Source organism: Saccharopolyspora sp. MMCC62 (assembly GCF_057736575.1).
In genome coordinates, this window is record NZ_JBYKCM010000004.1 from 353,760 (window position 1) to 380,287 (window position 26,528).

At 71.6% G+C, this 26,528-nt stretch carries 25 protein-coding genes; 10 read left to right on the forward strand and 15 right to left on the reverse strand.

The window, feature by feature from the left end:
- The first annotated feature begins 155 nt into the window (after window positions 1-155).
- Window positions 156-1,040, forward strand: coding sequence for a DUF3027 domain-containing protein (locus tag AC29IT_RS12075; RefSeq protein ID WP_358433975.1), 885 nt, complete (start codon window positions 156-158; stop codon window positions 1,038-1,040).
- Window positions 1,037-4,015 carry a sacsin N-terminal ATP-binding-like domain-containing protein gene (locus tag AC29IT_RS12080; RefSeq protein ID WP_488218747.1) on the forward strand — a complete coding sequence of 993 codons (2,979 nt, stop codon included), beginning with the start codon at window positions 1,037-1,039 and terminating at the stop codon, window positions 4,013-4,015. The genes AC29IT_RS12075 and AC29IT_RS12080 overlap by 4 nt, the downstream gene beginning before the upstream one ends.
- Before the next feature lie 56 nt (window positions 4,016-4,071).
- Here the strand turns inward: AC29IT_RS12080 and AC29IT_RS12085 are convergent, their stop codons facing one another.
- From AC29IT_RS12085 to AC29IT_RS12095, 3 genes are all read right to left on the reverse strand, one after another.
- Window positions 4,072-4,242 (reverse strand): DUF397 domain-containing protein, encoded by a 171-nt coding sequence (locus tag AC29IT_RS12085; RefSeq protein ID WP_358434352.1) that lies wholly within the window; start codon window positions 4,240-4,242, stop codon window positions 4,072-4,074.
- 133 nt (window positions 4,243-4,375) lie between these two features.
- Window positions 4,376-4,561 carry a DUF397 domain-containing protein gene (locus tag AC29IT_RS12090; RefSeq protein ID WP_358433981.1) on the reverse strand — a complete coding sequence of 62 codons (186 nt, stop codon included), beginning with the start codon at window positions 4,559-4,561 and terminating at the stop codon, window positions 4,376-4,378.
- Complete coding sequence (locus tag AC29IT_RS12095; RefSeq protein WP_358433984.1) at window positions 4,561-5,409, reverse strand: helix-turn-helix domain-containing protein; 849 nt, start codon at window positions 5,407-5,409, stop codon at window positions 4,561-4,563. Before AC29IT_RS12095 ends, AC29IT_RS12090 begins: the two co-directional genes overlap by 1 nt.
- A gap of 111 nt (window positions 5,410-5,520) precedes the next feature.
- Between AC29IT_RS12095 and AC29IT_RS12100 the strand changes: the two genes are divergently transcribed.
- From AC29IT_RS12100 to AC29IT_RS12110, 3 genes are all read left to right on the forward strand, one after another.
- On the forward strand, window positions 5,521-5,745 hold the full coding sequence (locus tag AC29IT_RS12100; RefSeq protein WP_358433987.1) for an HC3 family zinc finger protein: 225 nt from the start codon (window positions 5,521-5,523) through the stop codon (window positions 5,743-5,745).
- 123 nt (window positions 5,746-5,868) lie between these two features.
- Window positions 5,869-6,090 carry a hypothetical protein gene (locus AC29IT_RS12105; protein WP_358433990.1) on the forward strand — a complete coding sequence of 74 codons (222 nt, stop codon included), beginning with the start codon at window positions 5,869-5,871 and terminating at the stop codon, window positions 6,088-6,090.
- 118 nt (window positions 6,091-6,208) lie between these two features.
- The gene (locus AC29IT_RS12110) at window positions 6,209-7,477 is read left to right on the forward strand and encodes a hypothetical protein (protein ID WP_488218748.1); all 1,269 of its coding nucleotides are present in this window, start codon (window positions 6,209-6,211) and stop codon (window positions 7,475-7,477) included.
- A gap of 42 nt (window positions 7,478-7,519) precedes the next feature.
- Here AC29IT_RS12110 and AC29IT_RS12115 read toward each other — a convergent pair whose 3' ends face one another.
- From AC29IT_RS12115 to AC29IT_RS12140, 6 genes are all read right to left on the reverse strand, one after another.
- Window positions 7,520-8,086, reverse strand: a complete 567-nt coding sequence (locus tag AC29IT_RS12115) for a DUF3558 domain-containing protein (RefSeq protein ID WP_488218749.1) — start codon at window positions 8,084-8,086, stop codon at window positions 7,520-7,522.
- Between the two features lie 364 nt (window positions 8,087-8,450).
- A complete protein-coding gene (locus AC29IT_RS12120) occupies window positions 8,451-9,647 on the reverse strand; it encodes a PPE domain-containing protein (protein WP_488218750.1) in 1,197 nt (398 codons plus the stop codon).
- A 76-nt stretch (window positions 9,648-9,723) separates the two neighbouring features.
- On the reverse strand, window positions 9,724-10,299 hold the full coding sequence (locus AC29IT_RS12125) for a DUF3558 domain-containing protein (RefSeq protein ID WP_488218751.1): 576 nt from the start codon (window positions 10,297-10,299) through the stop codon (window positions 9,724-9,726).
- 12 nt (window positions 10,300-10,311) lie between these two features.
- Window positions 10,312-10,662, reverse strand: coding sequence for a hypothetical protein (locus tag AC29IT_RS12130; RefSeq protein WP_488218752.1), 351 nt, complete (start codon window positions 10,660-10,662; stop codon window positions 10,312-10,314).
- Between the two features lie 149 nt (window positions 10,663-10,811).
- Entirely contained in the window at window positions 10,812-11,603 is a 792-nt protein-coding gene (locus tag AC29IT_RS12135; RefSeq protein ID WP_488218753.1) for an ESX secretion-associated protein EspG, read from the reverse strand.
- Window positions 11,604-11,687: 84 nt separating this feature from the next.
- Window positions 11,688-11,993 (reverse strand): DUF2530 domain-containing protein, encoded by a 306-nt coding sequence (locus AC29IT_RS12140; RefSeq protein WP_358434010.1) that lies wholly within the window; start codon window positions 11,991-11,993, stop codon window positions 11,688-11,690.
- Window positions 11,994-12,229: 236 nt separating this feature from the next.
- Here AC29IT_RS12140 and AC29IT_RS12145 point away from each other — a divergent pair, with 236 nt between their 5' ends.
- The 3 genes from AC29IT_RS12145 to AC29IT_RS12155 all read left to right on the forward strand — a co-directional run bounded on the left by AC29IT_RS12145 (window position 12,230) and on the right by AC29IT_RS12155 (window position 15,994).
- A complete protein-coding gene (locus AC29IT_RS12145; RefSeq protein ID WP_488218883.1) occupies window positions 12,230-13,660 on the forward strand; it encodes an NCS2 family permease in 1,431 nt (476 codons plus the stop codon).
- A 404-nt stretch (window positions 13,661-14,064) separates the two neighbouring features.
- A complete protein-coding gene (locus tag AC29IT_RS12150; RefSeq protein WP_358434013.1) occupies window positions 14,065-14,499 on the forward strand; it encodes a MarR family winged helix-turn-helix transcriptional regulator in 435 nt (144 codons plus the stop codon).
- A gap of 118 nt (window positions 14,500-14,617) precedes the next feature.
- Window positions 14,618-15,994 carry an MFS transporter gene (locus AC29IT_RS12155; protein WP_488218754.1) on the forward strand — a complete coding sequence of 459 codons (1,377 nt, stop codon included), beginning with the start codon at window positions 14,618-14,620 and terminating at the stop codon, window positions 15,992-15,994.
- 309 nt (window positions 15,995-16,303) lie between these two features.
- Here the strand turns inward: AC29IT_RS12155 and AC29IT_RS12160 are convergent, their stop codons facing one another.
- From AC29IT_RS12160 to AC29IT_RS12170, 3 genes are all read right to left on the reverse strand, one after another.
- Window positions 16,304-16,933 (reverse strand): superoxide dismutase, encoded by a 630-nt coding sequence (locus tag AC29IT_RS12160; RefSeq protein ID WP_224962331.1) that lies wholly within the window; start codon window positions 16,931-16,933, stop codon window positions 16,304-16,306.
- A 120-nt stretch (window positions 16,934-17,053) separates the two neighbouring features.
- Entirely contained in the window at window positions 17,054-18,550 is a 1,497-nt protein-coding gene (locus AC29IT_RS12165; RefSeq protein WP_358434020.1) for a glutamate-cysteine ligase family protein, read from the reverse strand.
- 415 nt (window positions 18,551-18,965) lie between these two features.
- Window positions 18,966-20,273, reverse strand: a complete 1,308-nt coding sequence (locus tag AC29IT_RS12170) for a multidrug effflux MFS transporter (RefSeq protein ID WP_488218755.1) — start codon at window positions 20,271-20,273, stop codon at window positions 18,966-18,968.
- Window positions 20,274-20,616: 343 nt separating this feature from the next.
- Here AC29IT_RS12170 and AC29IT_RS12175 point away from each other — a divergent pair, with 343 nt between their 5' ends.
- Together AC29IT_RS12175 and AC29IT_RS12180 are read left to right on the forward strand one after the other, a co-directional pair.
- Window positions 20,617-21,432, forward strand: a complete 816-nt coding sequence (locus AC29IT_RS12175) for a TrmH family RNA methyltransferase (protein ID WP_488218756.1) — start codon at window positions 20,617-20,619, stop codon at window positions 21,430-21,432.
- The gene (locus AC29IT_RS12180) at window positions 21,429-22,037 is read left to right on the forward strand and encodes a DUF2537 domain-containing protein (protein ID WP_488218757.1); all 609 of its coding nucleotides are present in this window, start codon (window positions 21,429-21,431) and stop codon (window positions 22,035-22,037) included. The genes AC29IT_RS12175 and AC29IT_RS12180 overlap by 4 nt, the downstream gene beginning before the upstream one ends.
- 67 nt (window positions 22,038-22,104) lie before the next feature.
- Here AC29IT_RS12180 and sepH read toward each other — a convergent pair whose 3' ends face one another.
- From sepH to AC29IT_RS12195, 3 genes are all read right to left on the reverse strand, one after another.
- Window positions 22,105-23,034, reverse strand: a complete 930-nt coding sequence (gene sepH, locus AC29IT_RS12185; RefSeq protein ID WP_358434031.1) for a septation protein SepH — start codon at window positions 23,032-23,034, stop codon at window positions 22,105-22,107.
- A gap of 263 nt (window positions 23,035-23,297) precedes the next feature.
- Window positions 23,298-24,437: a phosphoserine transaminase gene (serC, locus tag AC29IT_RS12190; RefSeq protein ID WP_358434034.1), complete on the reverse strand. Its 1,140-nt coding sequence runs from the start codon at window positions 24,435-24,437 to the stop codon at window positions 23,298-23,300.
- A 470-nt stretch (window positions 24,438-24,907) separates the two neighbouring features.
- Entirely contained in the window at window positions 24,908-26,044 is a 1,137-nt protein-coding gene (locus AC29IT_RS12195) for a citrate synthase 2 (protein WP_358434037.1), read from the reverse strand.
- Between the last annotated feature and the right edge of the window lie 484 nt (window positions 26,045-26,528).

Sequence of the window (26,528 nt, forward strand, 5' to 3'; positions counted from 1 at the left end):
GCCAGTCCGGACAGCAGGCTCGTGATGATCACGCCTGCGGACAGACGGTTGCCCAGCGCAGTTCGCCTGGGGAGATCTCCGGTTCGCACCCCGAAAGCCTGACACGGGCGGCGACCGCATCGACCGCGTACGGCACAATCGAGCACGTGACGCCTATGCCTGCTCCGACCACCGACCCGGACGCTCCGCTCGGAGTTCCCGGCGAGCCGAGCGGCGAGTCCACGGGGACCCAGCCTGAACCGGCCCAGTCCGAACCGGCCCGGCTCGACCCGACGCTGGCAGCGGCCGTGGAGACGGCCCGCGCCGCCGCCGAGGGCGAAGCGGGTCCGGCAGCCGACCCGATCGGTTCGCCGGTGCTCACGGTCGATGCGGCGGACGCCCCGGTCGGCGCGCACGTCGGGGTGGAGGCCGAGGGGCCGGACGCGGCGACGCACTACTTCGAATCGAACTACCCCGGGTACGTGGGCTGGCGCTGGGCGGTGACCGTCGCGATCGCCGGTCCGGGTGAGCCGGTCACGGTCAGCGAGGTCGTGCTGCTGCCGGGCCAGGACGCGCTGACCGCGCCGGCCTGGGTGCCGTGGAGCGAGCGCCTGCGTCCGGGCGACCTGGGTGCCGGTGATCTGCTGCCGAGCGCCCCGGGCGATCCGCGGCTGGCCGAGGGCTACCTGTCCGGTGCGGACCAGGGCGTGGAGTCGCTGGCGCACGAGGTGGGCCTGGGCCGCAAGCGGGTGCTGAGCCACGAGGGCCGGCTGGCGGCCGCGGAGCGCTGGCACCAGGGCGAGTTCGGCCCGGGCAGCGACATCGCGAAGCTGGCGCCCGGCGCGTGCGGCACCTGCGGTTTCTTCCTGCAGCTGGCGGGGTCGATGCAGGCCGCGTTCGGCGTGTGCGGCAACGAGATCGCCCCGGCGGACGGCCGCGTGGTGCACGTGGAGTTCGGTTGCGGCGCGCATTCGGAGGCCGAGGTGGACACGTCCTCGACGGTCCCGGTCGCCGAAGTCGTCTACGACGACACCACGCTGGACTTCGAGTCGCGCGGGTGACCGCGCAGGACGTGTTCGGCACGGCCGAGCTGCGGCGGGCCGTGCTGGAGTCCTGGGATTCCTCGCCGACGAGGTTCCGCGAGGACGCGAACGCCGAGGAGGATCTGCGCCTCGGCGGCTACCGGGACCGGCTGCTGGTGGAGCTGGCGCAGAACGCCGCGGACGCGGCGGGTGCGGACGGCGTGCTGCGGGTCCGGTTCGAGGACGGTGAGCTGCGGCTGGCGAACACCGGCGCGCCGCTGACCTCGGAGGGCGTGGCGGCGCTGGCCTCGCTGCGGGCGTCGGCGAAGCGCGAGGGCGCGACGGTCGGCCGGTTCGGCGTGGGTTTCGCCGCGGTGCTGGCGGTGACGGACGCGCCGCGCGTGGTGTCGACCTCGGGCGGGGTGGAGTTCTCCGCGGAGCGCACCCGGGCCGAGGCGGCGGCGCTGCCGGGCCCGGCGAAGGAACTCGAATCCCGCGACGGCGGCGTGCCGGTGCTGCGGCTCGCGTGGCCGTCGGACGAGCGGCCGCCGGAGGGCTTCAGCACTGAGGTGCGGCTGCCCGTCCGGTCCGATGTGGACGGTGATGCGCTGCTGGCGGGCTTCGCCGAGCGCGCCGCGGACCTGCTGCTGGCGCTGCCCGCGCTGCGCGAGGTCCAGGTCGGCCCGCGGTCGTGGCGCCGCGAGGACCAGGGTTCCTCCCGCGCGGTGGTGCACGGCCCGCAGCGCAGCGACCGCTGGCTGCTGCACCGGGTGTCCGGTGAGCTGGGCGAGTCGGCGTTGGAAGGCCTGGGTTCGGAGGCGAAGCGCGGCGCGAGCTGGTGGGCGTGCTGGGCGGTGCCGCTGGGCCCCGACGACGTGCCGATCCCGCTCGCCGAGGACGTGCTGCACGCCCCGACGCCCACCGAGGAGCGGCTGTCGCTGCCCGCCCGGCTGCTGGCCGGGTTGCCGGTGGAGGCGGACCGGCGGCGGGTCGCGGCGTCGCCCGCGGTCGACTCGGTGCTGACGTTCGCCGCGGAGAGCTACCCGGACCTGGTCGCGAAGGTCGCGCCGGAACACCGCACCGCGCTGGTGCCGCTGCCCGGCTTCCCGCTGTCCGATGTGGACGGAAAGCTGCGGCAGGCCGTGCTGGACCGGTTGCGGATCAGCGCGTGGCTGCCCGGTGGTGCCGGTGGCTCGGTGGCTCCGAGCGGGGCCGAGGTGCTGGACTACTACTCGCCGGAACTGGTGTCGCTGCTGGCGGACGTGGTGCCGGGCCTGCTGGCCGCGGACCTCTCGGACGCCCGGCAGCGGCGCGCGCTGAGCACCTTGGAGGTGCGGCGGCTCGGGTCGGCCGAGCTGGTCGCCGCGGTCGGCGGGCTGGAGCGCCCGCCGTCCTGGTGGCACCGGCTGTACGAGGCGCTGGCCCCGATCCAGCGCACCGATCTGCGCGCCCGCGAGGAGTTCGCGGCGCTGCCGGTGCCGCTGGCCGACGGCCGCACCGTCACCGGCGCCCGGGACGTGCTGCTCACCGATGGTGCCGCCGACTCCGGACCCGCCGCCGTGCTGTCCACGTTGGACATCAGCGGGCTGCGCATCGCGCACCCGGACGCGGCGCACCCGCTGCTGGAGCAGCTCGGCGCGCACCGCGCGGGACCCGCGGAACTGCTCGACGCCCCGCCGCTGGCGGAAGCCGTGCGCGGCAGCGTCGCCGAAGCCCGGGTGGGCGCCGACGTGCTGCCGCTGACCGAATCGGTGCTCGGCCTGGTCCGCGACTCGCACCCGCACGACTGGCTGGCCGCGCTGGCCATGCCGGACCGCGACGGCGAGATCCGCCGCGCCGACGAGCTGCTGCTGCCGGACGCGGCGCTGCTCGCCGTGCTCGACCCGGACGAGGTCGGGCCGGACGGTTCGCTGGGCGTGCTGGACGGCGCGTTCGCCGCGCGCTGGCCGCGCGATCTGCTGCGCTCCGTCGGAGTGCTGGACTCGTTCGCGCTGCACGTCGAGGACGACCCGATCGACCCGGACGAGCAGTTCGCCGACAGCGTCCGCTGGTGGCACGAGCAGGAGCACCTCGCGGGCGGTGCCTGGCCGCCCGCGCGGTTCACCGCGGTCCGCGACCTGGACCTGGTCGCCGACGACGCGTGGCCGCAGGCGATCCGGCTGCTCACCGACTCCCCGGACATCGCGCACGTCCTGGAGGACCCGCACAGCCACCCCGCGTGGTGGCTGTCCCGCTTCGCCGTCCTCGACGGCCGCGAACCCCGGTCCTGGCGGCTGCCGGAGGCCGAGGACATCGCGGGCATCTACGACCCGGTGCCGGACCTCGGCCTGGACTCGCGGCGGCTGCGGCTTGCCGGGGTGCGCGGCGAGCTGCGCGTCGACGACCCGGACGACGCCGCGGACCTGGTGGCCCGGCTCGGCGACCCGGACCGCGGCATCCGCGCGGGCACCGCGCTGCGCGCGCACCGCGAACTCGCGAACGCCGTCGTCGACGGCGTCATCCGCCCGGGTTTCGCCGGGCCGCCCGAATCGGTGCGGTCCCTGTCCGGCGCGGTCGTCAGCGCGGAGCGGGCCGTGGTGCTGGACGAGCCGTGGATGCTCGGCGTGCTGGAGGCGCCGCTGGTCGTCGCCGGTGGCGGCCCCGACCAGTTCGACGCCGAAGCGCTCGCCGAACTCCTGGACCTCCCGCTGGCCTCCGAGGAGAGCACCATGCGGGTGCTGTCCGACGGCCGCGCGCAGCAGTGGGCCGAGGTCGCGCGGGTGCCCGGCTCCTGCGAACTGCTGGGGCTCGCGGTGCCGAACGGCTCGGTGACCTTGCACGACGGGCTGCGCGTCAGCACCCGCGAGGGGGAGCGGCGCGTGCACTGGTGGGTCGACGCGACCGGTGCGGTGCACGCCGAGCGGACGCCCGACGGCCTGGCCCGCGCCCTCGCCTGGGCGGCCGGCTCGTGGGACACCCGCTTCGCCCTCGCCGCGCTGCTCGCCGACCCGGAAGCGGTCACCCTGCTCCGCTGACCCCACAGGTGAATGGCCCATTCGCCCAAGATGGTTGGGCGAATGGGCCATTCACCTCAGCGGATTTGCTTGAGCGTGTGCAGGAAGTGGTGCCAGGTGCGCCGGTGGAACAGCAGCGTGCCGCCGTCGCGGTCCTTGGTATCGCGGACGCCGACGGCGTCGGGGGAGGCGCCGACCTCGATGCAACTGCCGTTGGCTGCTGAGTGGCTTGACTTGCGCCACGTCATCTCTGGCACTCGGATCACTCCTCGCTGAGTTCGCGGGTTCGCCGGTCGGTCGAGCGGGGGTGTCCGGCTCGTCGTGCGCTCCCAGGTGAGTGGCCCATCCGCCCAACGTGGCTGGGCGAGTGGGCCATTCACCTCAGCGGGTCTGTTTGAGCGTGCGCAGGAAGCGGTGCCAGGCACGCGGGGCGAACAGCAAGGTGCCGCCGTCGCGGTCCTTGGTATCGCGGACGCCGACCGCGTCGGAAGAGACGCCGATCTCGACGCAGCTGCCGGATTGCCCGCTGTGGCTGGATTTCCGCCATTTCGCCGCGTCGCTCAGCATCAGGCTTCCTCCATCTCGGTGGCTATCGCTGCAATCAGACCCGCCGAGGCGTCAAGAGGCAAGGTCGAAGTGCGGATATCCACTACGGCTTGCTTGTAGGCAGCGACGTCCTTCGTCTCGAAGAGGAAGGCTGGAGCTCGGTAGTGCTCCAGCTGGACGATCGGTGGCGCCTTCGCGAACTCGTACAAGACGAACGCGCCTTCGTGCGCGGGAGTCCAGTGCGTCAAGTCGCTGGGCAGGACGGCCACCGTGATGTTGCTCTGTTCGCTGAGTCTCAGGATGTACCTGAGCTGTTCTGCCATGACCGCTGGACCGCCGAGCGGTTGACGCAGCGCGTGCTCGGCGATGATCGCGGTGAGCGGCTTCGCTGTTCTTCCCGACAGTACGTCTCGCCGAGCCATTCGGAGGCCGACTCGGATCTCCCTTTCAGGGTTGGGCAATCCGCGCATGATGGAGCGCGCGTAGTCGGCGGTCTGGAGGAGTCCCGGGATCACGGTGGGCGCCACGTCGGCGATCGAGCTGGCAGACCGCTCGAACTCGGCCAGCTCGACGAGATGCTTGTGCGGACCAGATGCGCTTCGGGCGAACGTGTTCTTGTCTCCAGCGTTCCTGGCGAACTCGATGAGCTCGTCATATCTGGTACCGGTAACTCTAAGTGTTCCCAGAATGCGGGCGACATCCTCCGGCCGGGGTGTGCGCGTGCCGGTTTCGTAGCGGGAGATGGTGACATGGCTGGTACCAAGCTGATGTGCCAGCTCACGAGTAGTGACGTTCGCCTGCTTGCGTAGTTCCCGTAGCTCGGCGCCCAGCAGGCGAGCCTTGGGCGTGTGTTCGCTGGTACCAGCCATGAAAACAGCTTAACCAATCCGTGTCGCCTTCATGATCCATCGATCGGGCACTAGCTATCTGGTGCCGGTAACAAGATACTTAAACCGGAAACGATATGGAGAGGAGCGATCATGTTGGCGGATGGGGCGAAGGTGGGGCGGTGGCAGCCGGTGAGCAGTGGACGGCACGCCTTCGGCCTGGACGCGCGCAGCTCCGAACCGGGTGGGCTGACCCGCGCGCTGTGCGGCGTCGTGGTGCGCACCGACGAGTTGCAGCGGGTCGCCGACGAGATCGACTGGATCCGCGAGCCGACCTGCATGGACTGCTGGCGCGAGCTGGCGGCCCGAGCGCGCTGAGCGCGCCCCCGAACGCGGCCCGGTCGTGGTGACCCCCGACCCCACACCGGTCCGCACGGGTGACCGGGCGGCGGCCACCCCTCCCCGACGCCGCCCGGTCGCCCTCCACCCGAGGAGATCCCCGTGGAACCGCACGACACGCCCGCCCGCTGCTGGGTGGCGTTCGGCTACCAGAACCACCTCGTCCCGGCCGCCCGCTCCGGTGAGATCGCCGGGAGCTGCGGGGTGCTCGCCGACCCCGTCGACCTCGAACCGCGCGACGGCCGCCCGACCTGCTCGGTCTGCGCCACCACCGCCCGCACCGGCGAACACGCCATCGTCCCGTTCAGCGGAACGATCGACTAGTAATAGCGGGATGGCGATTTCCGCCGCACACCTGCGAATTCAGGCATTTCCACTCCGGCGGCCTCGGGTGTCGTGCTGAGCTGATCACCGACCGCCACCCGCGAGATTCGGACTCGACATGACGCCGCCGCACCCACCGCACGGGAACCCGCCGCCCCCGCCGAACTGGCCCCCGCCCCCGCACTGGCAGCAGCCCCCGCTCCGGCCGCAGCCGCCGCGCCGCGGCAAGGCGCTGCCGGTCGTCCTCGTGCTCCTCGCCGTCGTCGTGCTGGCGCTGCTCGCCGCCGCCGTCGTCGCGCTGCACGGCGGATCGGACGCGGTCCGGCCGGAGCGGGATTCCGAACGGCTCCTCCAGCTCACGCCCGGCAACCCCGCCGTGCACTACGGCACGCCCGCCGCCTTCGACGCCTGTGCGGTGCTGCCGCCGGACGTCCTGGAACGGGCCGGGCTGACGATCTCGCCGAACCGGGAGCTGGAGCACTCCTACGCCAAGGAGGACGAACCGCCGGAACGCGCGTTCGCCGGGCAGGAGATGAGCGGCTGCGACTACCTGGTGCACTCCGACGTCCGCTCGGTCGACGTCGTCTCGCTGGAGCTCTACCAGCAGCCCCGCTCCGCCGAGAGCCGGCTGGAGATCGTCGCCGAACGCGCCGCCGACGCCTCCGCCGAGGTCCGCACCGACCGCGGGTTCCAGGTCGCCGCCTGGCGCGACCCCGACCGGGAAGGCGGCTGGCAGGTCACCGCCGTGCGCCCGGACGTCGCCGTCGACACCACCATCACCCTGAGCGACCCGCACTACCGCGGAAAACCCGCCGAGCAGGTCGTGCGCGAACTCGGCACCGGCCTCGTCGACGGGCTCGCCGCCGGACCGCGCGCCCTCGACATCGCCTACACCGGCCGCTACGCCGACACGCCGAACCCGTGCGACGTGCTGAACCCCGCCGCGCTCGAAGCCGCATTCCCCGGGACGGCCAGCGGCTGGGTGCAGGACGCCTACCTGCCGTCCGAACTGATGATGAACGGCGACGGATACCGGGTCGACACCTCCTGCACCCGCCGCATCGCCGCCGAGAAGGACATCTACGGCCCGTCGCCCGACGGCATCAGCGCCTCGTTCATGAACTGGGAAGCACCCGAACCCGGCGGTCGGTACCTGGCGGGCATCTGCGGCCACGCCATCCTCGGCAAAGCACCCGTGCGCTCCGATATCCGGATCGGCGACGGCGACACCTGCCTCACCGACCTCAACGGGGACTGGCAACTGGAGTTCCAGTCCGGGAAGACCACCGTCACCCTGCACACCACCCACGAACCGCCCGCCGACCCGCAGGAAGTCGCCCGCCTCCTCGAACCCGCCGCCCGGCAGATCATCCACAACCTCCCCTGAACACGAGAACGGCCGCGCACCTGCCGGACGAGGCGGTTCTCGCTACGCGGGCGGGATGTTCTGCAACGCCTCTGCGGCGATCTTGCGCGCGTACCCGCAGGTGTCCTCCATTTCGGGAGTGCCCCCGGAGATCACCGAGTAGAAGACGTGGAGGCTCTGGGTGTCCGACACGCCGACCGCCAGGTTGCAGAGGTTCTTGGAGAAGTTCACCTGCACCGCCGGATATCCGGCGACCTCGGCCGCTTCGAAGTTGTCGAAGTTGCTCCTTCGCTCGTGAGCAGCGGTCATGCCTCCAGAATTGGTGTTGATGTCGAGGGCGGCCGTGAAAGCGCTGCCGTCGTACTCGCAGGCCGGTTCCTTGAACTCGCTGTCTCGCTGGGCCGGAGCGCCTTCGATCTGCAGAGTCGTCCGCTGCTCTGGGGTGAGCAGCTGGCAGGCGTCCGTGACCCCCTTCAGGTCCTTCGGGTTCCGCACCGCCAACGCGGGGTCGATGTTCTCCGTGCTCGGCGCTGCTCGCGAGGGCTGTTCTCCGCCCTCGCCGAGCGCACACGAGGAGATCGCGGTCAACGCGACGAAAGATGCCGCGAGCAGGCCACAACGTCGTAACACGAGGAAAACCTCAAATCTGGTTCGAGAAACGGGTGGTCTCCCCACCGAACGGGGACCGCAGGACGGGGAATGTTCGGGTGACGTCGCTGTCGGGCCGTTTCGGGCTGTTCACCGGTGCCGGGTCTCCCGCACCTTGTGACGCGGGTGAGTTCTCGGGGGCGGCGGTTCGCCGCCGATGGGCCCGCGAACGAGCCGCCTCCCGCGGTGGCCGGGGAAGTCGCAGCCGTGATCGCGCGCCGAAGCACTGCTCTGCCGTCCTTGCGTTCGAGTCGGTGGGAAAGCAGGGCGCCGACTTCGGTGCCGCACGAGAACGGCCGCGCACCGGAGCCGGTGCGCGGCCGAGTTCTCGGTCAGGCGGGGATCGTCACTCGCCGAAGACCGGGGGAGCGGTGCGCGGCATGTCGTTCAGCCACACGTCGTCCTGCTCCTCCAGCCAGCTCTCGTGCTCCTGGTCCTCGTCCCCGGCACCCTTGGCGCCGCGACCGGCACCGGCACCCATGCCGCCCATGCCACCGCGACCCGCAGCACCCTTGGCGCCCGCACCCGCGGCACCACCGGCTCCGGCACCGGCACCCGGCGCACCGACACCGGCACGGCCACCCGCACCCGGCTGGTTCGCACCCGCACCCGCACCCGCACCACCGACGCCGGCACGGCCACCGGCACCGGCACCACCGGCCGCGCCACCTGAACCGCCGCCGATGCCCGGCACCATCCCCAGGCCCATGCCACCGGCCCCAGCGCCGCCACCCGCACCGACGCCACCGGCACCCGGCCCACCGGGGTTGAACGCGGGAAGCGGAGACGCGGAACCAGGAGCCCACGATGAACCGCTGCCCGACGGCGCGTCCGGCACGGTCGAACCACCAGGCCCGAACCCGGAACCGCTGCCGACACCACCGATGCCCTGGCCGCCGCCGTACGAACCCGGATTGCCGCCGCCACCCACGCCCATCGGCGAGTTGATCGCACCACTGCGGTCGAAGGAGCCCTGACCGCCCGGACCGTTCTGCGTCGGCGGCGGGTCGAACCGCGGGGGGTTCTGGACTTCCGCCTGGATGGTGTTGTCGTAGGTGTCGTAGGTGTGCTTCGCCGCTTCCGCGGCTTCAGTGGCCTCCCGCTCCTGCTTCTGCAGGTCGGTCTCGCTCCCGACGAGCCAGGCGCCGCCCTTCTCCAGGAGGTTGTCCGTCGCGTCGACGGGCTTCGGCTCCGGCATCGCGTTCCGGACGGTGAGGAAGCCCTCGACTTGGCGATCTACCGAGTCGCCCGCGCTCTGCGACGTCGTTTGGGCATTGGTGAGGAAGCTCGTCATCGGCTTCGTCGAATTGCCGAACTGCTCGGCGGCCTGTCCCTGCCAAGCGACGTTCGCCTCGCGGTTCGCTGTCTCGAGGAGCTCTTGCGCCTTCCCGAAATGTTCCTTGATGACCCCCTTCAGCGCGTCCGCCGCCCGCGTCATTTCTTGGGGGCCGGAGCCTTCGTGGATCTCCTTGTAGGTCTTGGGGTGGTCGAAACCGACCTTGTGCATGATCGCGTCGACGTTGCCGCTGTCGATCGGCGTCACCAGTGCTACGCCGATTGCGATGGGAACCGCAGGAACGACCATTACCGGTCCTCTTCTCCTGTGTGGCGGCTTGGTATCAAGCTGCGGGAATGTTCTTCAAGACTTCAGTCGTGATCTTCTTCGCGTAGCCGCAGGGGTCTTCCATCTCCGGTGTCCCGCCCGAGTTCTTCGCGTAGTAGACCTCCACCGACTGGTCATCGGCGACCCCGGTGAGGATCGTGCACAAGCTGCCTGCTGCATTGACCTGCGCGGCGGGGTAGCCGTCCACCTCAGTGGCTTCGAAGTTCTCGAAGTTGCTCGCCCGGGCGTTCGCGGCGGTCATGCCGCCGTGTTCGGTGTTGATGTCGATCGTGATCTTCAACGCGTCGCTCGAGATGTCGCAGCTGGGCTCTTGGTACTGCGGGTTCGTGGAAGGCTCGATCTCTGGCTCGCTGGCGCCGAGCTGGTTCAGCTGTTCCGGGGTCAGCAGTTGGCAGGCGTCGGTGATGCCTTTCAAGTTCTTCGGGGCATCGACCTTGAGAGCGGGATCTACCGCCTCTTGGGATCCGGAAGGTTCGGGCTGCTGCCCACCCCCGCTTTGCCCCACTGAACAGGCGGAAGCTGCGGCGAGGACGAGGAAAGATGCGGCGATCACACTGGCGCGGCGTAGCACGGCGAAGGTTCCTTACGCTTGAGTCGGCGTGGCTGCTTCATCGGCCGCGCGGTAGTCCTTCTGCGCAGCCTTCAGCTGGTCGATCTGTCCTTGGATGTGTTCACGGGCCGAAGAGACGACCGTCATGATTCCGCCTTCGCCGCCCATGAGCTGACTGATCGTATGAGCAGCGGTCTTGCTGACCTGGTCGTCGCCGGGCGGCTGGAGGAGCGCGAAGTCCTTCGCCGAGCCGAGGATCTCGTCCAGTTCGTCCCGGGCGTCCTCGTACTTGGCGATCATGCCCGGGATCGCGTCCGTGTCGACGGAGAACGACGCCCCAGACGTCACGCCCCCGTTGTTCACGGTGGTGTTGATGGTGGCCATGCTGTCTTACCCCCTAGTGTCACGTAGCTCCGTGATCGGCCAGTAGCTTGCCAGATCACGAGTGTGCGGTGCACTGATCCGACGGCGTTCGACCGTCGTTCGTTCCCGACGGGCGGGCCGGATCACGCGTTCGGCCCAACGTTGGGAGATCACCAAGCAGCGACCCGCTGCGCGTTCGAGATGAGGTCTCCCAGTACGCGGCGAAAGGTGGAGAGATCGGCGCCGGCGACCATGCGCTGGCGGCCGCTGTTGTAGATGGCGGTCCGGCCACCCTCCACGTCGATGACCTGCACGGTGTGCTCGCCGCGGAACTCCTTGCGTTGCGCGTTCCACACCGTGACGCCGATCTGACCGGCGCCGAGCTTCGTGCCGTCGAGCAGTTCGGTGGCTCGGCGGAAGCCGGAGACGTCGATCCCCCGGCTGCGCAGTCCTTGTTCGACGGCACGCGCGTCCGTGATCCCCTTCTTGGCCACGTCGGCCATCACGGTGCGCATCTCGGTGAGGTCGACGTTGACGGGTTTCATCTTCATCGGCTGGTGCTCGGGCAAGACCGAGATCAGCGCGGGGACCACGTCTTCGGGACGGACCCGTTCGAGCACGTACCGGTCGCCGTACACGACGGTGCGCAGTGCGACGTTGCCCGACTGGGAGATCGAGGCCCGCAGCTCGGTGCCCTTCTGCGCGGAGAACCGCAGGTCGTACTCGATGCTGGGGGCGGCATAAGCGGCGACGAGATCCCACACGGCGTCGTTGACCTTGTTCGACCGGTCGGCGAGGCCACGCTGCCTGACTCGAACAGCGGCGGCGTTCAGCTCCGCCCCCACGTCCTGCACGGGCGTGCCGTAATGGCTGTACTGCAAGACCGGCGGTATCCGCTTCAGCCCCGCCCAGCCGGTGAGGACGGCAAATTCCAGGCGATCGACATCGAGCTTGGATGCCACGCGCAACTCCCCAGTTGTCGGTACTTCGCGAGCAGCAGACTAGCGAACGGCCGAGTCGGGGAAGGTGACTTTCCGCTATCGGAGTCAGCCGTCGAGGCCGGACAAACCCTTCCACGCGCCGCGCGATCCGCGTCGTGACGCGGAGCGCTGCCAGCGGAACACCCCGTAGCCGGTGAGGCCGAGGGCGAATCCGGCGACGCAGGTCCAGAACTCGATGCCGCCGGGCGCGGTCGCGGCGAACAGCGCGACTCCCACGAGCCACAGCGCGGTCCCGGCCAGCACCACCGGTGTCGGCTGCGCCAGCCTGCGCGGCAGGGCGGGCACGGTGTGCGCCGGTTCGGGTGGTGTCGTCGCTGGTGAGGAGGGGGTGCGTGCGCTGTCTTCGGCCACGTCGGGCAGGCTACCCCGGTAGTCGTGAGCGGGGTGAGGTAGTGATGGCGGACAGGGAACCGGACGATTCGCGCGGTGCTGCGGAAGAGCCGTTGAAAAGTTCTGGTGAACCCGGTTCGGAGCCCGTTGCGGGCGCGGAACGCGATGTCGAGGATCGTCGCGTGAGTTCTGCGGGAACGGGTTCGAACGCGGCGGGGTCGGCGGGCAGTGGTGGCGCGGGACGGGCCACCGGCGCGCTGGACCGATTCTTCAAGATCAGTGAGCGCGGTTCTTCGCTGAGCCGGGAACTGCGCGGCGGGCTGGTCACCTTCGTCACCGTCGCCTACATCATCGTGCTGAACCCGTTGATCCTCGGCAGCTACTCGGCCGATTCGCCGACGGCGAAGCGGGACGTGCTCGGGCATGTGCTGACGGTGCCGCAGGTCGCCGCGAGCACGGCGCTCGTCGCGGGTGTGATGACGCTGCTGTTCGGGCTGGTCGCGAACTACCCGTTCGCGATCGCCGCGGGCCTCGGCATCAACACGCTGCTCGCGGTCACCATCGCCCAGCAGGTCAGCTGGCCGGAGGCGATGGGCCTGGTGGTGGTGGACGGCCTGGTGATCCTGGTGCTGGTCGCCACCGGGTTCCGCACCGCCGTGTTCAACGCGGTGCCACCGGAGCTGAAGGCGGCCATCGCGGTCGGCATCGGCCTGTTCATCAGCTTCGTCGGGCTCGTCGACGCCGGGTTCGTGCGCAGGCTGCCGGACGCGGCGAACACCACGGTGCCGGTGGGGCTGGGCATCGACGGGTCCATCGCGTCCTGGCCGACGGCGGTGTTCGCGTTCGGGCTGGTGCTCACCGGGATCCTGGTGGCGCGGAAGGTGCGGGGCGGCATCCTGATCGCCATCGTGGTCAACACGGTGGTGGCGATCGTCGTCGAGGCGCTGGTGCACGCGGGCCCGTCGGAGGGCACCGATCCGCACGGCTGGAACCTCGGCTACCCGGCGCCGCCCGCGGAGATCTTCGGGTTGCCGGACCTGTCGCTGGTGGGGGACATCTCGTTCGGCGCGTGGACGCGGCTGCCCGCGCTGGCCGCAGCGATGCTGGTGTTCACGCTGGTGCTGGCGAACTTCTTCGACGCGATGGGCACCATGACGGGCCTCGGCAAGGAGGCGGGCCTCGCCGACCGCAAGGGCAACCTGCCGGGCATCGGCAAGGCACTGGCCGTGGAGGGCGTGGGCGCCGTCGCGGGCGGGGTCGGTTCGGCCAGCTCCAACACGGTGTTCGTGGAATCCGCGTCCGGCATCGCGGAGGGCGCGCGCACCGGGCTGGCGAACGTGGTGACCGGGCTGCTGTTCCTCGCGGCCATGTTCTTCACCCCGCTCTACAGCGTGATCCCGGTGGAGGCGGCGGCGCCGGCGCTGGTCGTGGTGGGCGCGATGATGCTCGGGCAGATCCGGGACGTGGACCTGTCCGACTTCACCAAGGCGCTGCCCGCGTTCCTCACCATCGTCGTCATGCCGTTCACCTACTCGATCGCGAACGGCATCGGGGTCGGGTTCATCTGCTACGTGCTGCTGCAGTCCGCCACCGGCCGGGTCCGGCAGGTGCACCCGCTGATGTGGGTGGTGTCGGCCGCGTTCGTCCTCTACTTCGTCGCCGACCCGATCTCGGCGCTGTTCGCCTGACGCCTGTTCTCGCTGCTTCTGCCGCGTAGTGGTCGGGTGGCGGAACCTCAGCTGCTTCCTCGCTGCGGGATCGATTTCACCGGTGGCTCCGCTACAGGAGAAATCGCTGTCCTCGCGAGGAAGCAGCTGAGAACCCGCTGCGGTGCCGGTGTCTTGGGTGGTCGTCGGCTCAGCGGCTTCGCCGCTGACAGGAAACCGGCCCGCCGGGCAGGCTCAGGGACGGGCAGTGCAAGGTGCGCGGCCCGCTCGACCGCCGGGCGGGCTGCGGCCCTGGTCCTGCTGAAGATCGAAGATGGGGCGTTCGGGGGTCGTGCGGGGCGGGGGAGGCACTAAGCTCCGCGCATCGCGTCCGAAGACGGGGCGTATGACCGAAATGTCGTCAAATAGTTTGGTAGACTAACGACGTGTCCGAGATCGCTGAACGGGAGCGCACGCTGGCCACCCGGCTGCGGATGGCCTCCGTCCGACTCAACCGCAGGCTGCGGGCGCAGAGCACCGACTCCGTCGTCACGCTCTCCCAGCTGTCCGCGCTGTCCTGCCTCTACAAGGCCGGGGCGATGACGCCGGGCACCCTCGCGGCGAAGGAAGGCGTGCAGCCGCCCTCGATGACCAGGGTGATCGCGGCACTCGAAGGCCTCGGCCTGGTCGTGCGCACCCCGCACCCCACCGACGGGCGGCAGGCCGTCGTCGACCTCACCGACACGGGCCGCGCCCGCATCGAGGAGGAGATCTCCGCCCGCGAGCGCTGGCTGGACGTCCAGCTGGCCGAACTCACCAGGGAAGAACGCGCGACCTTGAGTCACGCGGCCGAGATCATGGAACGGATCTCGCAGCGCTAGGAGGGAGCTGAGCACGTCGGCGGCAGAGGAATCGCTGCACCCGTCGGGGCCCGACCCGGACGGTGCGAACCGCACACCCACCGGCGAGCTCGGCGCACCTCCGGGTGCGTCCGCGGACGTGCGCGCCGGTGAACCCGGCGGCCGCGCCGAGCGCGGAACCGGCGCCGACCCCGGCCCACCGGGCGATCGCGGGAGCGCCGCGCCGCACTCCGATCCCGGAACCCGCACCCCGCCGTCCGTCGCGGAGCCACCGGCCGCGACCGGCGGCATGTTCGGTTCGCTCCGGGTGCGCAACTACCGCTACTACGCGGCGGGCCAGGTCGTCTCGCTCACCGGCACCTGGATGCAGCGGGCCGCGCAGGACTGGCTGGTGCTGGAGCTCTCCGGCGGCAGCCCCGGCGCGCTCGGCGTGGCCGTGGCGCTGCAGTTCCTGCCGACGCTGCTGCTGACGTTGTGGGCGGGCACCGCCGCCGACCGGTTCGACAAGCGGCGGCTGCTGGTCGCCACCCAGACCGCGCTCGGCGCCTGCGGACTGCTGCTCGGCCTGCTCGACGTGTCCGGGGCGGCGCGGTTGTGGCAGGTGTACGCGCTGTGCTTCGTGCTCGGCTGCTTCGCGGCGGTCGATGCGCCGGTGCGGCAGTCGTTCGTCGTGGAGATGGTCGGTCCCGCGCAGCTCACCAACGCCGTCGCGCTGAACTCGATGACGTTCAACCTGGCGCGGATCGTCGGGCCCGCCATCGCCGGGCTGCTCATCACCGCGATCGGCACCGGGTGGGTGTTCATCGCCAACGGCATCAGCTCGGCGGCCGTGGTCGGCGGGTTGCTGCTGATGAACGCGGCGCAGCTGCACCGCGGCGAGCCCGTGCCGAAGGAGCGCGGCCAGGTGCGGGCCGGGCTGCGCTACGCGCTGCGGCGGCCCGACCTGGTCGCGGTGATGGTGCTGGTGTTCTGCGTCAGCACGTTCGGCATGAACTTCGAGAGCACCTTCGCGGTGATCGCCCGCAACGTCTTCGACCGGAACGCCGACGGCTACGGGCTGCTGATCACGATGCTCGCCGTCGGCACCCTGTCCGGCGCCACCCTCGCCGCCCGCCGCAGCAGGAATCCCGGTTCGCGGCTGCGGCTGATGGTGCTGGGGGCCGGCGCGTTCGGGCTGCTGGAGGCGGTCGGCTCGCTGATGCCGTCCTACTGGACGTTCGCGGTGATGCTGGTGCCGGTCGGGATCGCGGTGATGACCTTCACGACCAGCGCGAACTCCACGGTGCAGCTGGTGGTGGAGCCGTCGATGCGCGGGCGCGTGATGGGCCTGTACATGCTGCTGTTCCTCGGCGGGAAACCGCTGGGCGGGCTGGCGTCCGGGTGGCTGGCGGAGGTGCTGGGCCCGCGGTCGCCGCTGCTGCTGGGCGGGCTGGCGTCCTTGGCCGCAGCGGTGGCGTGCGGGGTGCTGCTGCGCCGCTGGAGATCGGGGGTTGCGGACCCTGGGAGGTTAGGCTAACCTAATACATGTCCGCTTCGTGGTGGGAGCGGCAGTCAGTTCGGGAACAGAGCGGGCCCCGTCTCCTCCGGGAGGCGGGGCTCGTTCGCGTTCGGGGTGGGTCGCGCACGCGCAGGTCGGGGCCGGACGGCACGCAGGCGGCCGGGCAGCGCTCGAGGGGCCGGACAGCGATCGAGGGCCTGGGCGGCGCTCAAGGGCCCGGACAGCACTTCGGGGCCCTCCCGTGGGAAGGCCCCGAAGTGTCGGCAGCTTCGCTTGTCGGAGCATCCACCGCCGGTCCGTGGTCCCGCGCGGCCGCGGGAAGGAAGATCAGGCGGTCGGCAGCCGCAGCCCGTTGTAGCCGGCACGGGCGTCGGCGAACCGCTTGCCGACCTCGTCCCAGTTCACGACGTTCCACAACTGCTTGACGTAGTCCGCCTTCACGTTCTTGTACTGCAGGTAGTAGGCGTGCTCCCAGATGTCGAACACCAGCAGCGGCGTGGTGGCGATCGACAGGTTCGAGTGGTGGTCCCGCAGCTGCTGCGTGATCAGCCGCTGGCCCACCGGGTCCCACGCCAGCACGCCCCAGCCGTTGCCCTGGATCGTGGTCGACACGGCCTCCAGCTGGGCGCGGAACTTGTCGAACGACCCGAAGTCCTGGTCGATGGCCGCCGCCAGCTCGCCGGTCGGCTTGTCCCCGCCGTTCGGCGAGAGGATCTTCCACCACACCAGGTGCAGCGAGTGCCCGGCCAGGTTGAACGCCAGCGTCGTCTCCAGGCCGACGATCGACCCGAAGTCGCCCTTGTCCCGCGCCTCGGCGATCTTCTCGATCGTGTCGTTGGCGCCCTTGACGTAGGTCGCGTGGTGCTTGCTGTGGTGCAGCTCGTTGATCTCACCCGAGATCGCGGGCTCCAGCGCCGAGTAGTCGTAGTCCAGCTCGGGCAGCACGTACTGAGCCATGGAGCTTCTCCCTGTGCGCGTATCGCTGTCAGCAGTCTCTAGCAATTGCAATCTAGTGGCAACAGCTGGACGGCTGCAGTCCGGCCCGGGTTGATCTCAGTCACCGGGACCGCGCGCGGCTCACTCCAGCGGCCAGGCGTGCACCGGCTCGCCCGAATCGGTCAGCTCCACGTAGCGGTGCAGCATCGCCGCCAGCGCCTCCGACCGGTCGTGACCGCGCTGCTCCAGCCGCGCCACCACGTCCCGCTGCCACGAGGAACCGGTCTGCTTGCGCAGGCAGCGGGACTCGATCACGCCCAGGGTGTGCTCCCGCGCCGCGTCCGACACCCCGCACAACCGCAGGCCCTCGTGCGCCATCGGCAGCAACCGGCGCAGCACCAGTTCGTCCGGGGTGATCCAGCCCGCGCCCGGCCAGTACAGGTGCGCGTCCATCCCGTGCCGGGCGCCGGTGTAGAAGTTCTCCTCCGCCGCCGCGAACGACATCTGCGTCCACACCGGCCGGTCCTGCTCGGTCAGCGCCCGCTGCACCCCGTAGAAGAACGCGGCGTTCGCCACCACGTCCGGCACGCTCGGCCCGGCGGGCAGCACCCGGTTCTCCACCCGCAGGTGCGGCACTCCGTCGACCAGGTCGTACACCGGCCGGTTCCAGCGCCAGATGGTGCCGTTGTGCAGCCGCAGCTCCGCCAAGGTCGGCGCGCGGCCGGCCTGCAGCGCGGCCACCGGGTCCTCCTCCTCCGGTTCCGGCAGCAGGGCGGGGAAGTAGCGCACGTTCTCCTCGAACAGGTCGAAGATCGAGGTGATCCACCGCTCGCCGAACCACACCCGCGGCCGCACGCCCTGGTTCTTCAGCTCCTGCGGCCGGGTGTCGGTGGCCTGCTGGAACAGCGGCACCCGCGTCTCGTGCCAGAGCGCCTTGCCGAGCAGGAACGGCGAGTTCGCGCCGATCGCCAGCTGCACCCCGGCCAGGCACTGCGCCGCGTTCCAGTGCGCGGCGAAGTCCTCCGGCGCCACCTGCAGGTGCAGCTGCACCGAAGTGCACGCCGATTCCGGCACGATCGAATCCGCGTAGCAGCGCAGCTGCTCCGGCCCGCCGTCGCCGAGCGGCGCACCCTCCATGTCCAGCAGCATCTCCTCGCCCTTGGCGGTGAAGATCTGCTCGTTCAGCAGCGAGTAGCGCGCGTCGTGCGAGAGCCAGCCCGGGTCGAAGTGGCCGCGCTGCAACGTGGGCAGCGTGCCGATCAGCACCAGCTTCGCGTTCGCGTCCTGCGCCTTGCCGTCCGCGCGGCGCAACGCCTTGCGCAGCTCGTGCTCCAGCTCCAGCGCGCCGTCCCCGGCCAGGGCGCGGGGCAGCACGTTGAGCTCGATGTTGTGCTGGCCCAGCTCGGTGGTGAACGACGGGTCGTTGATCTTCTCCAGGACCACCGAGTTCGACATCGACGGGTCCATCCGCTCGTCGACGAGGCTCAGCTCCATCTCCAGCCCCATCTGCTGGTGCGGGAAGGAGAAGTTGCCCTCGGCGAGCATCCGGGCCAGCGCGTCGAGCCCGCGTTGCATCTTGTCCCGATAGCGCTGCCGGTCCACAGGAGTGAAAGCCCGACTGGTCACGTGCTTTCCCATGCCGTCTCCCCGCTCGTCGGCCAGCACGCCGGCTTAGGTGGACACCAACGGTGACACATCGGTACCCGGTGGACCAGCGTCCAAAACGGTGTTCGATCGAACACCCGAATACCTCTTGTGACCAGCGGGAAAAGCGACTTTCGCGACCCGTTCCGGGCCGGTTCGAACGGGGCCGGACCGGCGGTGCCCTGGTTGATCGGGCCCGCGGCGGGCGCCGAGGTGATCACCGTCGGTGTGCGGGCCGGCCCGCACGCTGCGTTGCGCCCTGCGCCGATGCGGTGAGGTTCGCGGGGGCCGCCGGGCGGGGCCGACTACGCGCGGCAGCCGGGAATCCCGTTGCGCCGCGCGGAAGTCCGGGCGGGACGAGACCGGGCGGCGCGGTGCCGGTTCCGCGCCGCGCCGCCCGGTGGGGAGATCAGCGCTCCGAGCGGCTCTCCGCGGGGCTCTCCGCCGGGTCCTCCGCGGGCCGCTCGGCGGAGCTGGCGACCACCTCGCTGCGCGCCGCGCCACGCCGCCCCAGCGACAGGAACATCACCGCGGAGGCGACCACCACGCCGAACATCACCGTCGCCATCGGCACCGCCGAGCCGGTACCGCCCAGCCCGACCAGCGGCGCGGCCAGCGCGCCCACGATGAACTGGCAGACGCCCAGCAGCGCCGACGCGCTCCCGGACACCTCGCGGTTGTCCGCCAGCGCCAGCATCGTCGTGTTCGGCATGACGAAGCCCAGCGCCGAGACCATCACGAACAGCGCACCCAGCAGGAACGGCAGCGGCAGGTCCAGCACCGCCGACGCCAGCAGCACCGCGCCCGCCACCGACGAGGTCAGCAGCGCGCCCACCAGCAACTGCGCCTCGGTGGCCACCCGGCCCACCAGCCGCGCGTTGATCTGCCCGGCCAGCACCAGCCCGATCGCGTTCGCCCCGAACGCGAAGCTGTAGGTCTGCGGCGACATCCCGTAGATGTTCTGCAGCACGAACGACGACCCGGAGATGTAGGCGAACATCGCCGCCATGCCCAGCCCGCCGGTCAGCGCGTTGCCCAGGAACGACGGCGTCGACAGCAGCGAACCGAAGGTGCGGAAGGTGCTGCCCAGCCGCGCGGGCTGCCGCCACTGCTGCGGCTTCGTCTCCGGCAGCAGGAACGCGGCCACCAGCAGCAGCACCGTGCCGAACGCGGTCAGCACCGCGAACACCCCGCGCCACGTGGTGTGCGCGAGCACCTGGCCGCCGATCACCGGCGCCAGGATCGGCGCCAGCCCGGTCACCAGCATCAGCGAGGAGAAGAACCGCGCGGCCTCCACCCCGGAGTACAGGTCGCGGACCGCGGCCCGCGCGATGACCATGCCCGCCGCGGCCCCCGCGCCCTGCAGCGCGCGCAGCGCGGCCAGCGCGTAGATCGAGCCGGACAGCGCGCACAGCACGGACGCGACGATGTAGACGGCGAGCCCGATCAGCAGCGGACGCCGCCTGCCGACCGAATCGCTGATCGGCCCCGCGATCAGCTGGCCCAGCGCCAACCCCAGCAGCACCGCGGTCAGCGTCAGCTGCGCCTGCGACTCCGAAGCCCCCAGCTCCGTGGTCAGCTGCGGCAGCGCGGGCAGGTACATGTCGATGGACAGCGGCCCGAAGGCCGTCAGCCCACCGAGGATCAGTGCGAACTTGGTCTTGCTCCCCAACCGGCGCTGCGCGCCGTCGATCGTGGCCTCCTCGGCGGTGGACATGCTTCTCCTCATCGCTGGCCGCCGCCGCGTGCGCGCGGCGGCGGTTGTCGGTGCGGGTGGCCGGTGAACCCCAGGTGCGGTCGTCGTCGTGCGGGTGCCGGGGATCCGGGTCCCGGCGCCGCGGCTCCCGCATCCGGTGGCCCGGCCAGGTCCGGATCGTGGCGGCCGGTCCGGATCGTGGTGCGGGTCCGGATCGTGGTGGGAGACGACAACAGCTTGCTCTCTACAACTAACAATGCGGAAGTACCCGTTATGCCCGCGGTGCACGCCTGCGGCTGTGACCTGGGTCATCGTGCGGCGAGATCTTGACATGCTGCCGATCGGAGCAACGCCGAATGCGAAGATGCGTCCCGTGGCACGCGTGCACCAGGTGACCGACGTCGACGACCCGCGCGTCGACGACTTCCGGGACCTCGCCACCGCCGACCGCCGCCCGGACCGGCCAGGGGGGCGCGGTCTCGTCATCGCCGAAGGCGTGGTCGTCGTCGAGCGGTTGCTGGCCTCCCCGTACCCGGTGCGCGCGCTGCTGGGCGCCCGCCGCCGCATCGACGCGCTCGACGAGCAGCTCGCCGGGGTGGACGTGCCCGCGTACGCGGTGGAGCCGGACGTGATGAGCGCCGTCGTCGGCTTCCACCTCAACCGGGGCGTGCTCGCCGTCGCCGACCGCGCGCCCGCCGTCACCGCCGACGACCTCATCGCCCGCTCCCGGCGACTCGCCGTGCTGGAAGGCGTCGGCGACCACGAGAACCTGGGCGCGCTGTTCCGCAACGCCGCCGCGCTCGGCATCGACGGCGTCCTGCTGGGGGCGGGCTGCTCCGACCCGCTGTACCGGCGGAGCATTCGGGTCTCGATGGGGCACGTGCTGCGGGTGCCGTTCGCGACCTTCGACGACTGGCCCGGCGGGCTGGCGCTGCTCGGGGAGCACGGCTTCCGGACCGCGGCGTTGACCCCGCGCGCCACCGCGACTCCGCTGGCCGCGGCCGGCCTCGACGAGGGCAAGGTCGCCGTGCTGCTCGGCTCCGAAGGCCCGGGCCTGGCCGAGGACACCATCGCCGCGACCGACGTGCCGGTGCGGATCCCGATGAACCCCGACGTGGACTCGCTCAACGTCGCCACCGCGGCGGCGATCGCGTTCCACGCGATGAGCGGGGCGAGATGATCGGGACCGCCCAGCGCCCCAGGTGGGAACTGCGGGTGCGGCGAGGACGCGCCGTCCTCGTCGACCGGCCGGAGCGCGTCGGGGAACGGCCGATCCGCGAATACGACCCCGCCCAGCTCGCGCTGCCCCCCGAACTCGTCGAGGACCTGCACGAGTGGGCGCACGTGGTGGAGGCGGTGGCGCCGGACCAGGACATCGCGGGGGAGAGCTCGGCGACCCTGATGGCCCGCCGCGGCCGCCAGCTCGCCGCGCGGCTGGCCGCCGAGACCGGTGGCGACGTCGGCTACTGGGACCCGGCGCGCGGCCGGATGAACCGGGTGCGCCGCGCCGCCCCCGCGGTGCCGGAACCCACGCCGTGGGCCACCGGCAGCGCCATCGCCGTCGTCATCGCCGCGCTCGTCACCGTCTCGCTGGTGGTGGTGAGCCGCGGGCTCGGCGAGGTGAACCTGCTGCTGGCGGTGCTGGTGAACGTGGTGGTGGTCGGCGGGTTCGCGCCGTCGATCTGGATCGGGCGCCGGTTGCCGGTGTGGCGCTGGGTCGCGTTCGGCGCGGCGGCCGGCGTGGTCCTCGCCTGGCTGTCGCTCCTGCTGTCCCTGCTCGGCTGACCTCGCCCGGACGTGCGACGGCCCCTCGGGCGTCGTGCCGGAGGGGCCGTCGGAGGCGTTTCGGTGGTCAGCGGTGCGAGCGGACTCCCAGCAGGACGTCCTCCCAGGACGGGACCATCGGGTGGTTCTTGCGGCGGCGGGCCGGTTCGGTCTTGCGGGCCGCGTCGTCCTCCACCGCTTCCAGGTCGTCCTCGCCCGCCTGCTCGGCCAGCGGCGCGGACGGCTCCGGTTCGGCCGGTGCCGACGGGGTGGTGTCCAGGTCCAGCGCGGGGATCGCCGGGGTGGACGGCTTCGGCGGCGCGGGCGGCGGCGCGGTGTCCTCCGCTTCCGCTTCGACCGGGGTCTCCTCGGACTCGTCCAGCTCCAGCGCTTCCCTGGCCAGCGCGGTCACCGGGCGCACGGTCCGCAGCGGCCGGTTCGGCGACGGGTCCAGCAGGTCGACCGCGTGGTCGTCGAGCGGGGCGACGGTGCCGCCGTGCGCGCCCGGGTGGAACACCCAGTGCGCCCGGTTCTCGGAGCGCCCGGCCTGCCACTGCAGCCGGACGACCCACTTGCCGTCCTCGCCGCGCCACGCGTCCCATTCGGCGTCGGTGAAGTCGTGGCCGCGCATCCCGAAGGTGTGCGCGATGACCTCGCCGAGGGTCTGCACGTCCGGACCGTCCTCGCGGACGGGGTGGGCGCGCTGCGAGCGCTCGGCGATCTGCGCGCGTTCCAGCAGGACCGGGTAGGCGTAGCGCTCCACCCGCTGCTCGGGGATGCCTGCTGCGGCGGCGACGTCCTGGACCGAGGCACCGCCGCGGACCCGGGCCTGGATCTCGCGGGGGCGCATCTGCGCCTCCATCTCGATCTGCACCTGGCCGAGCCGGGTCAGGTCGCCACGGGCTGCCGCCCGCAGCCGCTCGTCGGCGGGCACGGAAAAGCGGTCGCCGTTCTCCGGGTCCTCGCAGATGACGGTCTCACCGTCCTCATCAAGCCCGACAACCCGCAGCGCGCGCATACGCCAGCCTCCCCGGTCGTTGTCACCAAGCTGTGACCGTAACCCGGCGTGCCCCCTTGACGGGGGAGGCACGCCGGGTTCGGTGTCGCTTCGTGACCATCCTCTCCCTACCCGATCTTGCCTGAACAGCGGTCGACATGCGAACACTTGGCGAAATCCGCCGCAAGTCCGATCACAGCAAGTGATCAAGAGCCAGTTCGGGTGACACGGATGTGCCGGTCGCCATGGTGCGGTGGCGACCAGGGCGGACGGGGGCGCCGCGCTCAGGACAGCTGCGAGACCACCCAGTCGATGGACCCGGTGAGCTTGGTGACGTCATCCGGCTCGACCGCCGGGAACGTACCGACGCGCAGCTGGTTGCGGCCCAGCTTCCGGTACGGCTCGGTGTCCACGACGCCGTTCGCGCGCAGCGCCTTGGCGATCGCGGCCGCGTCGATCGAGTCGTCGAAGTCCAGCGTGACCACGACCTGCGAGCGCTTCGCCGGGTCCTGCACGAACGGCGTCGCGAAGCTCGAGGCCTCCGCCCACTGGTACAGCCGCTGCGAGGACTCGCGGGTCCGCGCCGAGCACCAGTCCAGCCCGCCGTTGCCGTTCATCCAGTCGATCTGGTCGGCCAGCAGGAACAGCGTCGCCACCGCGGGCGTGTTGTAGGTCTGGTCCTTGCGGGAGTTGTCCAGCGCCGTCGGCAGCGACAGGAACTCCGGGACCCAGCGGCCCGAGGCGCCGATCTCGCCGATCCGCTCGATCGCGGCCGGGCTCATCGCGGCCAGCCACAGCCCGCCGTCGGAGGCGAAGGACTTCTGCGGCGCGAAGTAGTAGACGTCCACGTCGGACGCGTCGAACGGCAGCCCGCCCGCACCGGAGGTCGCATCCACCGCGATCAGCGCCTGCTCCGAGCCCGCCGGGCGGGTCGGGGGCAGCATCACGCCGGTGGAGGTCTCGTTGTGCGCCCAGCCGATCAGGTCGACGCTCGGGTCCGACACCGGCTCGGGGGCGTCGCCCGGCTCGGCGGAGACCACGACCGGGTCGCCGAGGAACGGGGCGGCCTTGGCGGCCTTCGCGAACTTCTGCGAGAACTCGCCGTAGGTCAGGTGCAGCGACTTCTCCCGCACCAGGCCGAACGTCGCGGCGTCCCAGAACGCGGTGGTGCCGCCGACGCCCAGCACGACCTCGTAGCCCTCGGGCAGCGAGAACAGCTGGCCCAGGCCTTCGCGGACCCGGCCGACCAGGGACTTCACCGGCTTCTGCCGGTGCGAGGTGCCCATCACCGCGGCGCCTTCGGAGGCCAGCCGCGCCAGCTGCTCCGGGCGGACCTTGGACGGGCCGCAGCCGAAGCGGCCGTCGGACGGCAGGAGCTCGGCGGGCAGCTTCAAGGTGGTCGGGTCGGTTTCGGCCTGCGTCATTCCGGCGCCTCCGGGAGTTGTCGAATCGGCTTGCCCCGCGGCTGCCGCGCCCAGGCCGGGCGGGCCCGCGGGTGGACGACGGGGTTCGGCGGACCCCGGGTCGCCTCGGGTGGACCGGCGCCGTTGCCGGGTCCGGGCTCGGTGCGTGGTGCGGCTACGGGTCGGAACGGTGAAATCCCGGCGCGCCGCGGTTGCCGGAGCCGTGGGGCAACTTACTGCGCGGGCGGCTCTTTGGCCAGCAACCGGACCGCGCTGTGATCGAAATCAGTGCCTGTGACCAGGTGTTTCGCCGGGAGTCGACGAGGTGGCCTGCCGTGCTCTCCCGGTCGCGGAGCGTCGCCGCCCGGGAGTGCGCCGCCGTTCCCGCCCCGCCCGCGCCACCTTACCGAGGCGGACACGTTGCGTGATCGCGGGTGCGGTTTCCGGTCACGCGGGGTGGCCCGCGCGGGCGGCGCCGCGCGGGCCCCGGCTCAGACCGCGGCGACCGGCAGCGCCGAGACGGAGTCCCAGCCCTCGACCTGCTGCGGGGAGCGCGGGTCCGGGCCGACGTACTGCGCGGACGGGCGCACCAGTCGGCCGGTGCGCTTCTGCTCCAGCACGTGCGCCGACCATCCCGCGGTGCGGGCGCAGGTGAACATCGCGGGCATCATCGAGGTCGGGACCTCGGCGAAGTCCAGGATGACCGCGGCCCAGAACTCCACGTTCGTCTCGATCTGCCGGTCCGGGCGGCGCTCCCGCAGCACCGACAGCGCGGCCCGCTCCAGCTCGGCGGCGGCCTCGAAGCGCGGCGCGCCGAGCTGCTCGCAGGTGCTGCGCAGCACCCGCGCCCGCGGGTCCTCCGCGCGGTACACGCGGTGGCCGAAGCCCATCAGCCGGTCCCCGCCGTCCAAGATGGACTCGACGACGCGGCGGGCGTCGCCGGTGCGCTCGGCCTCGGCCAGCATCGGCAGCACCCGGGCGGGCGCCCCGCCGTGCAGCGGACCGGACATGGCGCCGACCGCGCCGGACAGGCTCGCGGCCACGTCGGCGCCGGTGGAGGCGATGACGCGGGCGGTGAAGGTGGAGGCGTTCAGGCCGTGCTCGGCGGCCGACACCCAGTAGGCGTCCAGCGCCTGCACGTGCGCCGGGTCCGGTTCGCCGCGCCAGCGGGTCAGGAACGCCTCGGTGAGCGTGGTGGCCTCCGCGATCCGCTCGGCGGGGACCGCGGGCAGTTCGGTGCCGCGCGCCGACTGGGCCACGTAGGACAGCCCGAGCACGGTCGCCAGCGCGAGCTGGTCGCGCGCGGCGTCCGCGGTGATGTCCAGCAGCGGTTCGAAGCCGTGCGCGGGGGCGAGCATCGCGATCGCGGCCTGCGCGTCGGTGCGGACGTCGCCGGTGCGCACCGGCAGCGGTGCCGCGCCCGCGTCGGGCAGGCCGCGGCCGAAGGCGCCGTCGACCAGCAGCTGCCACACGTCGCCGAACGAGACCTTGCCCGCGAGGTCCTCGATGTCCACGCCGCGGTAGCGCAGCGCGCCGCCGTCCCGGTCCGGTTCGGCGATCTCGGTCTGGAAGGCGACCACGCCCTCCAGGCCGGGGCGGAATTCGGTGCCGTCGGTGCTGGTGCCCATGGTTGCCTCGTCTCCTCGTTGAGTCGTTCCGGTTGCCGCGCGCCCGGGGGCGTGCGGCGGACGTGGCGGGGTGCATGAGCACGAGTGCGATCGGTCGCCGCCTGTGCTGCGCGGGTAACAGTGCACCCGCGCCGCGGCCGCGGGCAATCGGTTCGGGACGCCGCGATGGCGAAGATCACACGGCCGAACGGGCCCGATTCCCGCGACGCTCCGGGGAATCCGGTGCCTGCCGGGAGCAATTCCCGTGCGGCGGGCACCTGGGGTGGCCTGCCGGACCGGTGCGCGACCGGCCGGTGCGCACCTGGTTCGCGCGCCGCACCCCGTGGCCGCGGAGCGGCACCGCAACACCACCCGGAAGCACCAGCCGGCCACTCGGAAGCGTTGACGGCCCCTCCGCACGGCGACCCGCCGACGGCGGCCGTCGGCCGAACCGGACGAACCGGCCGGGTCTCCGCGGCCATTCGAGTGTGCCCGCGGTCACTGC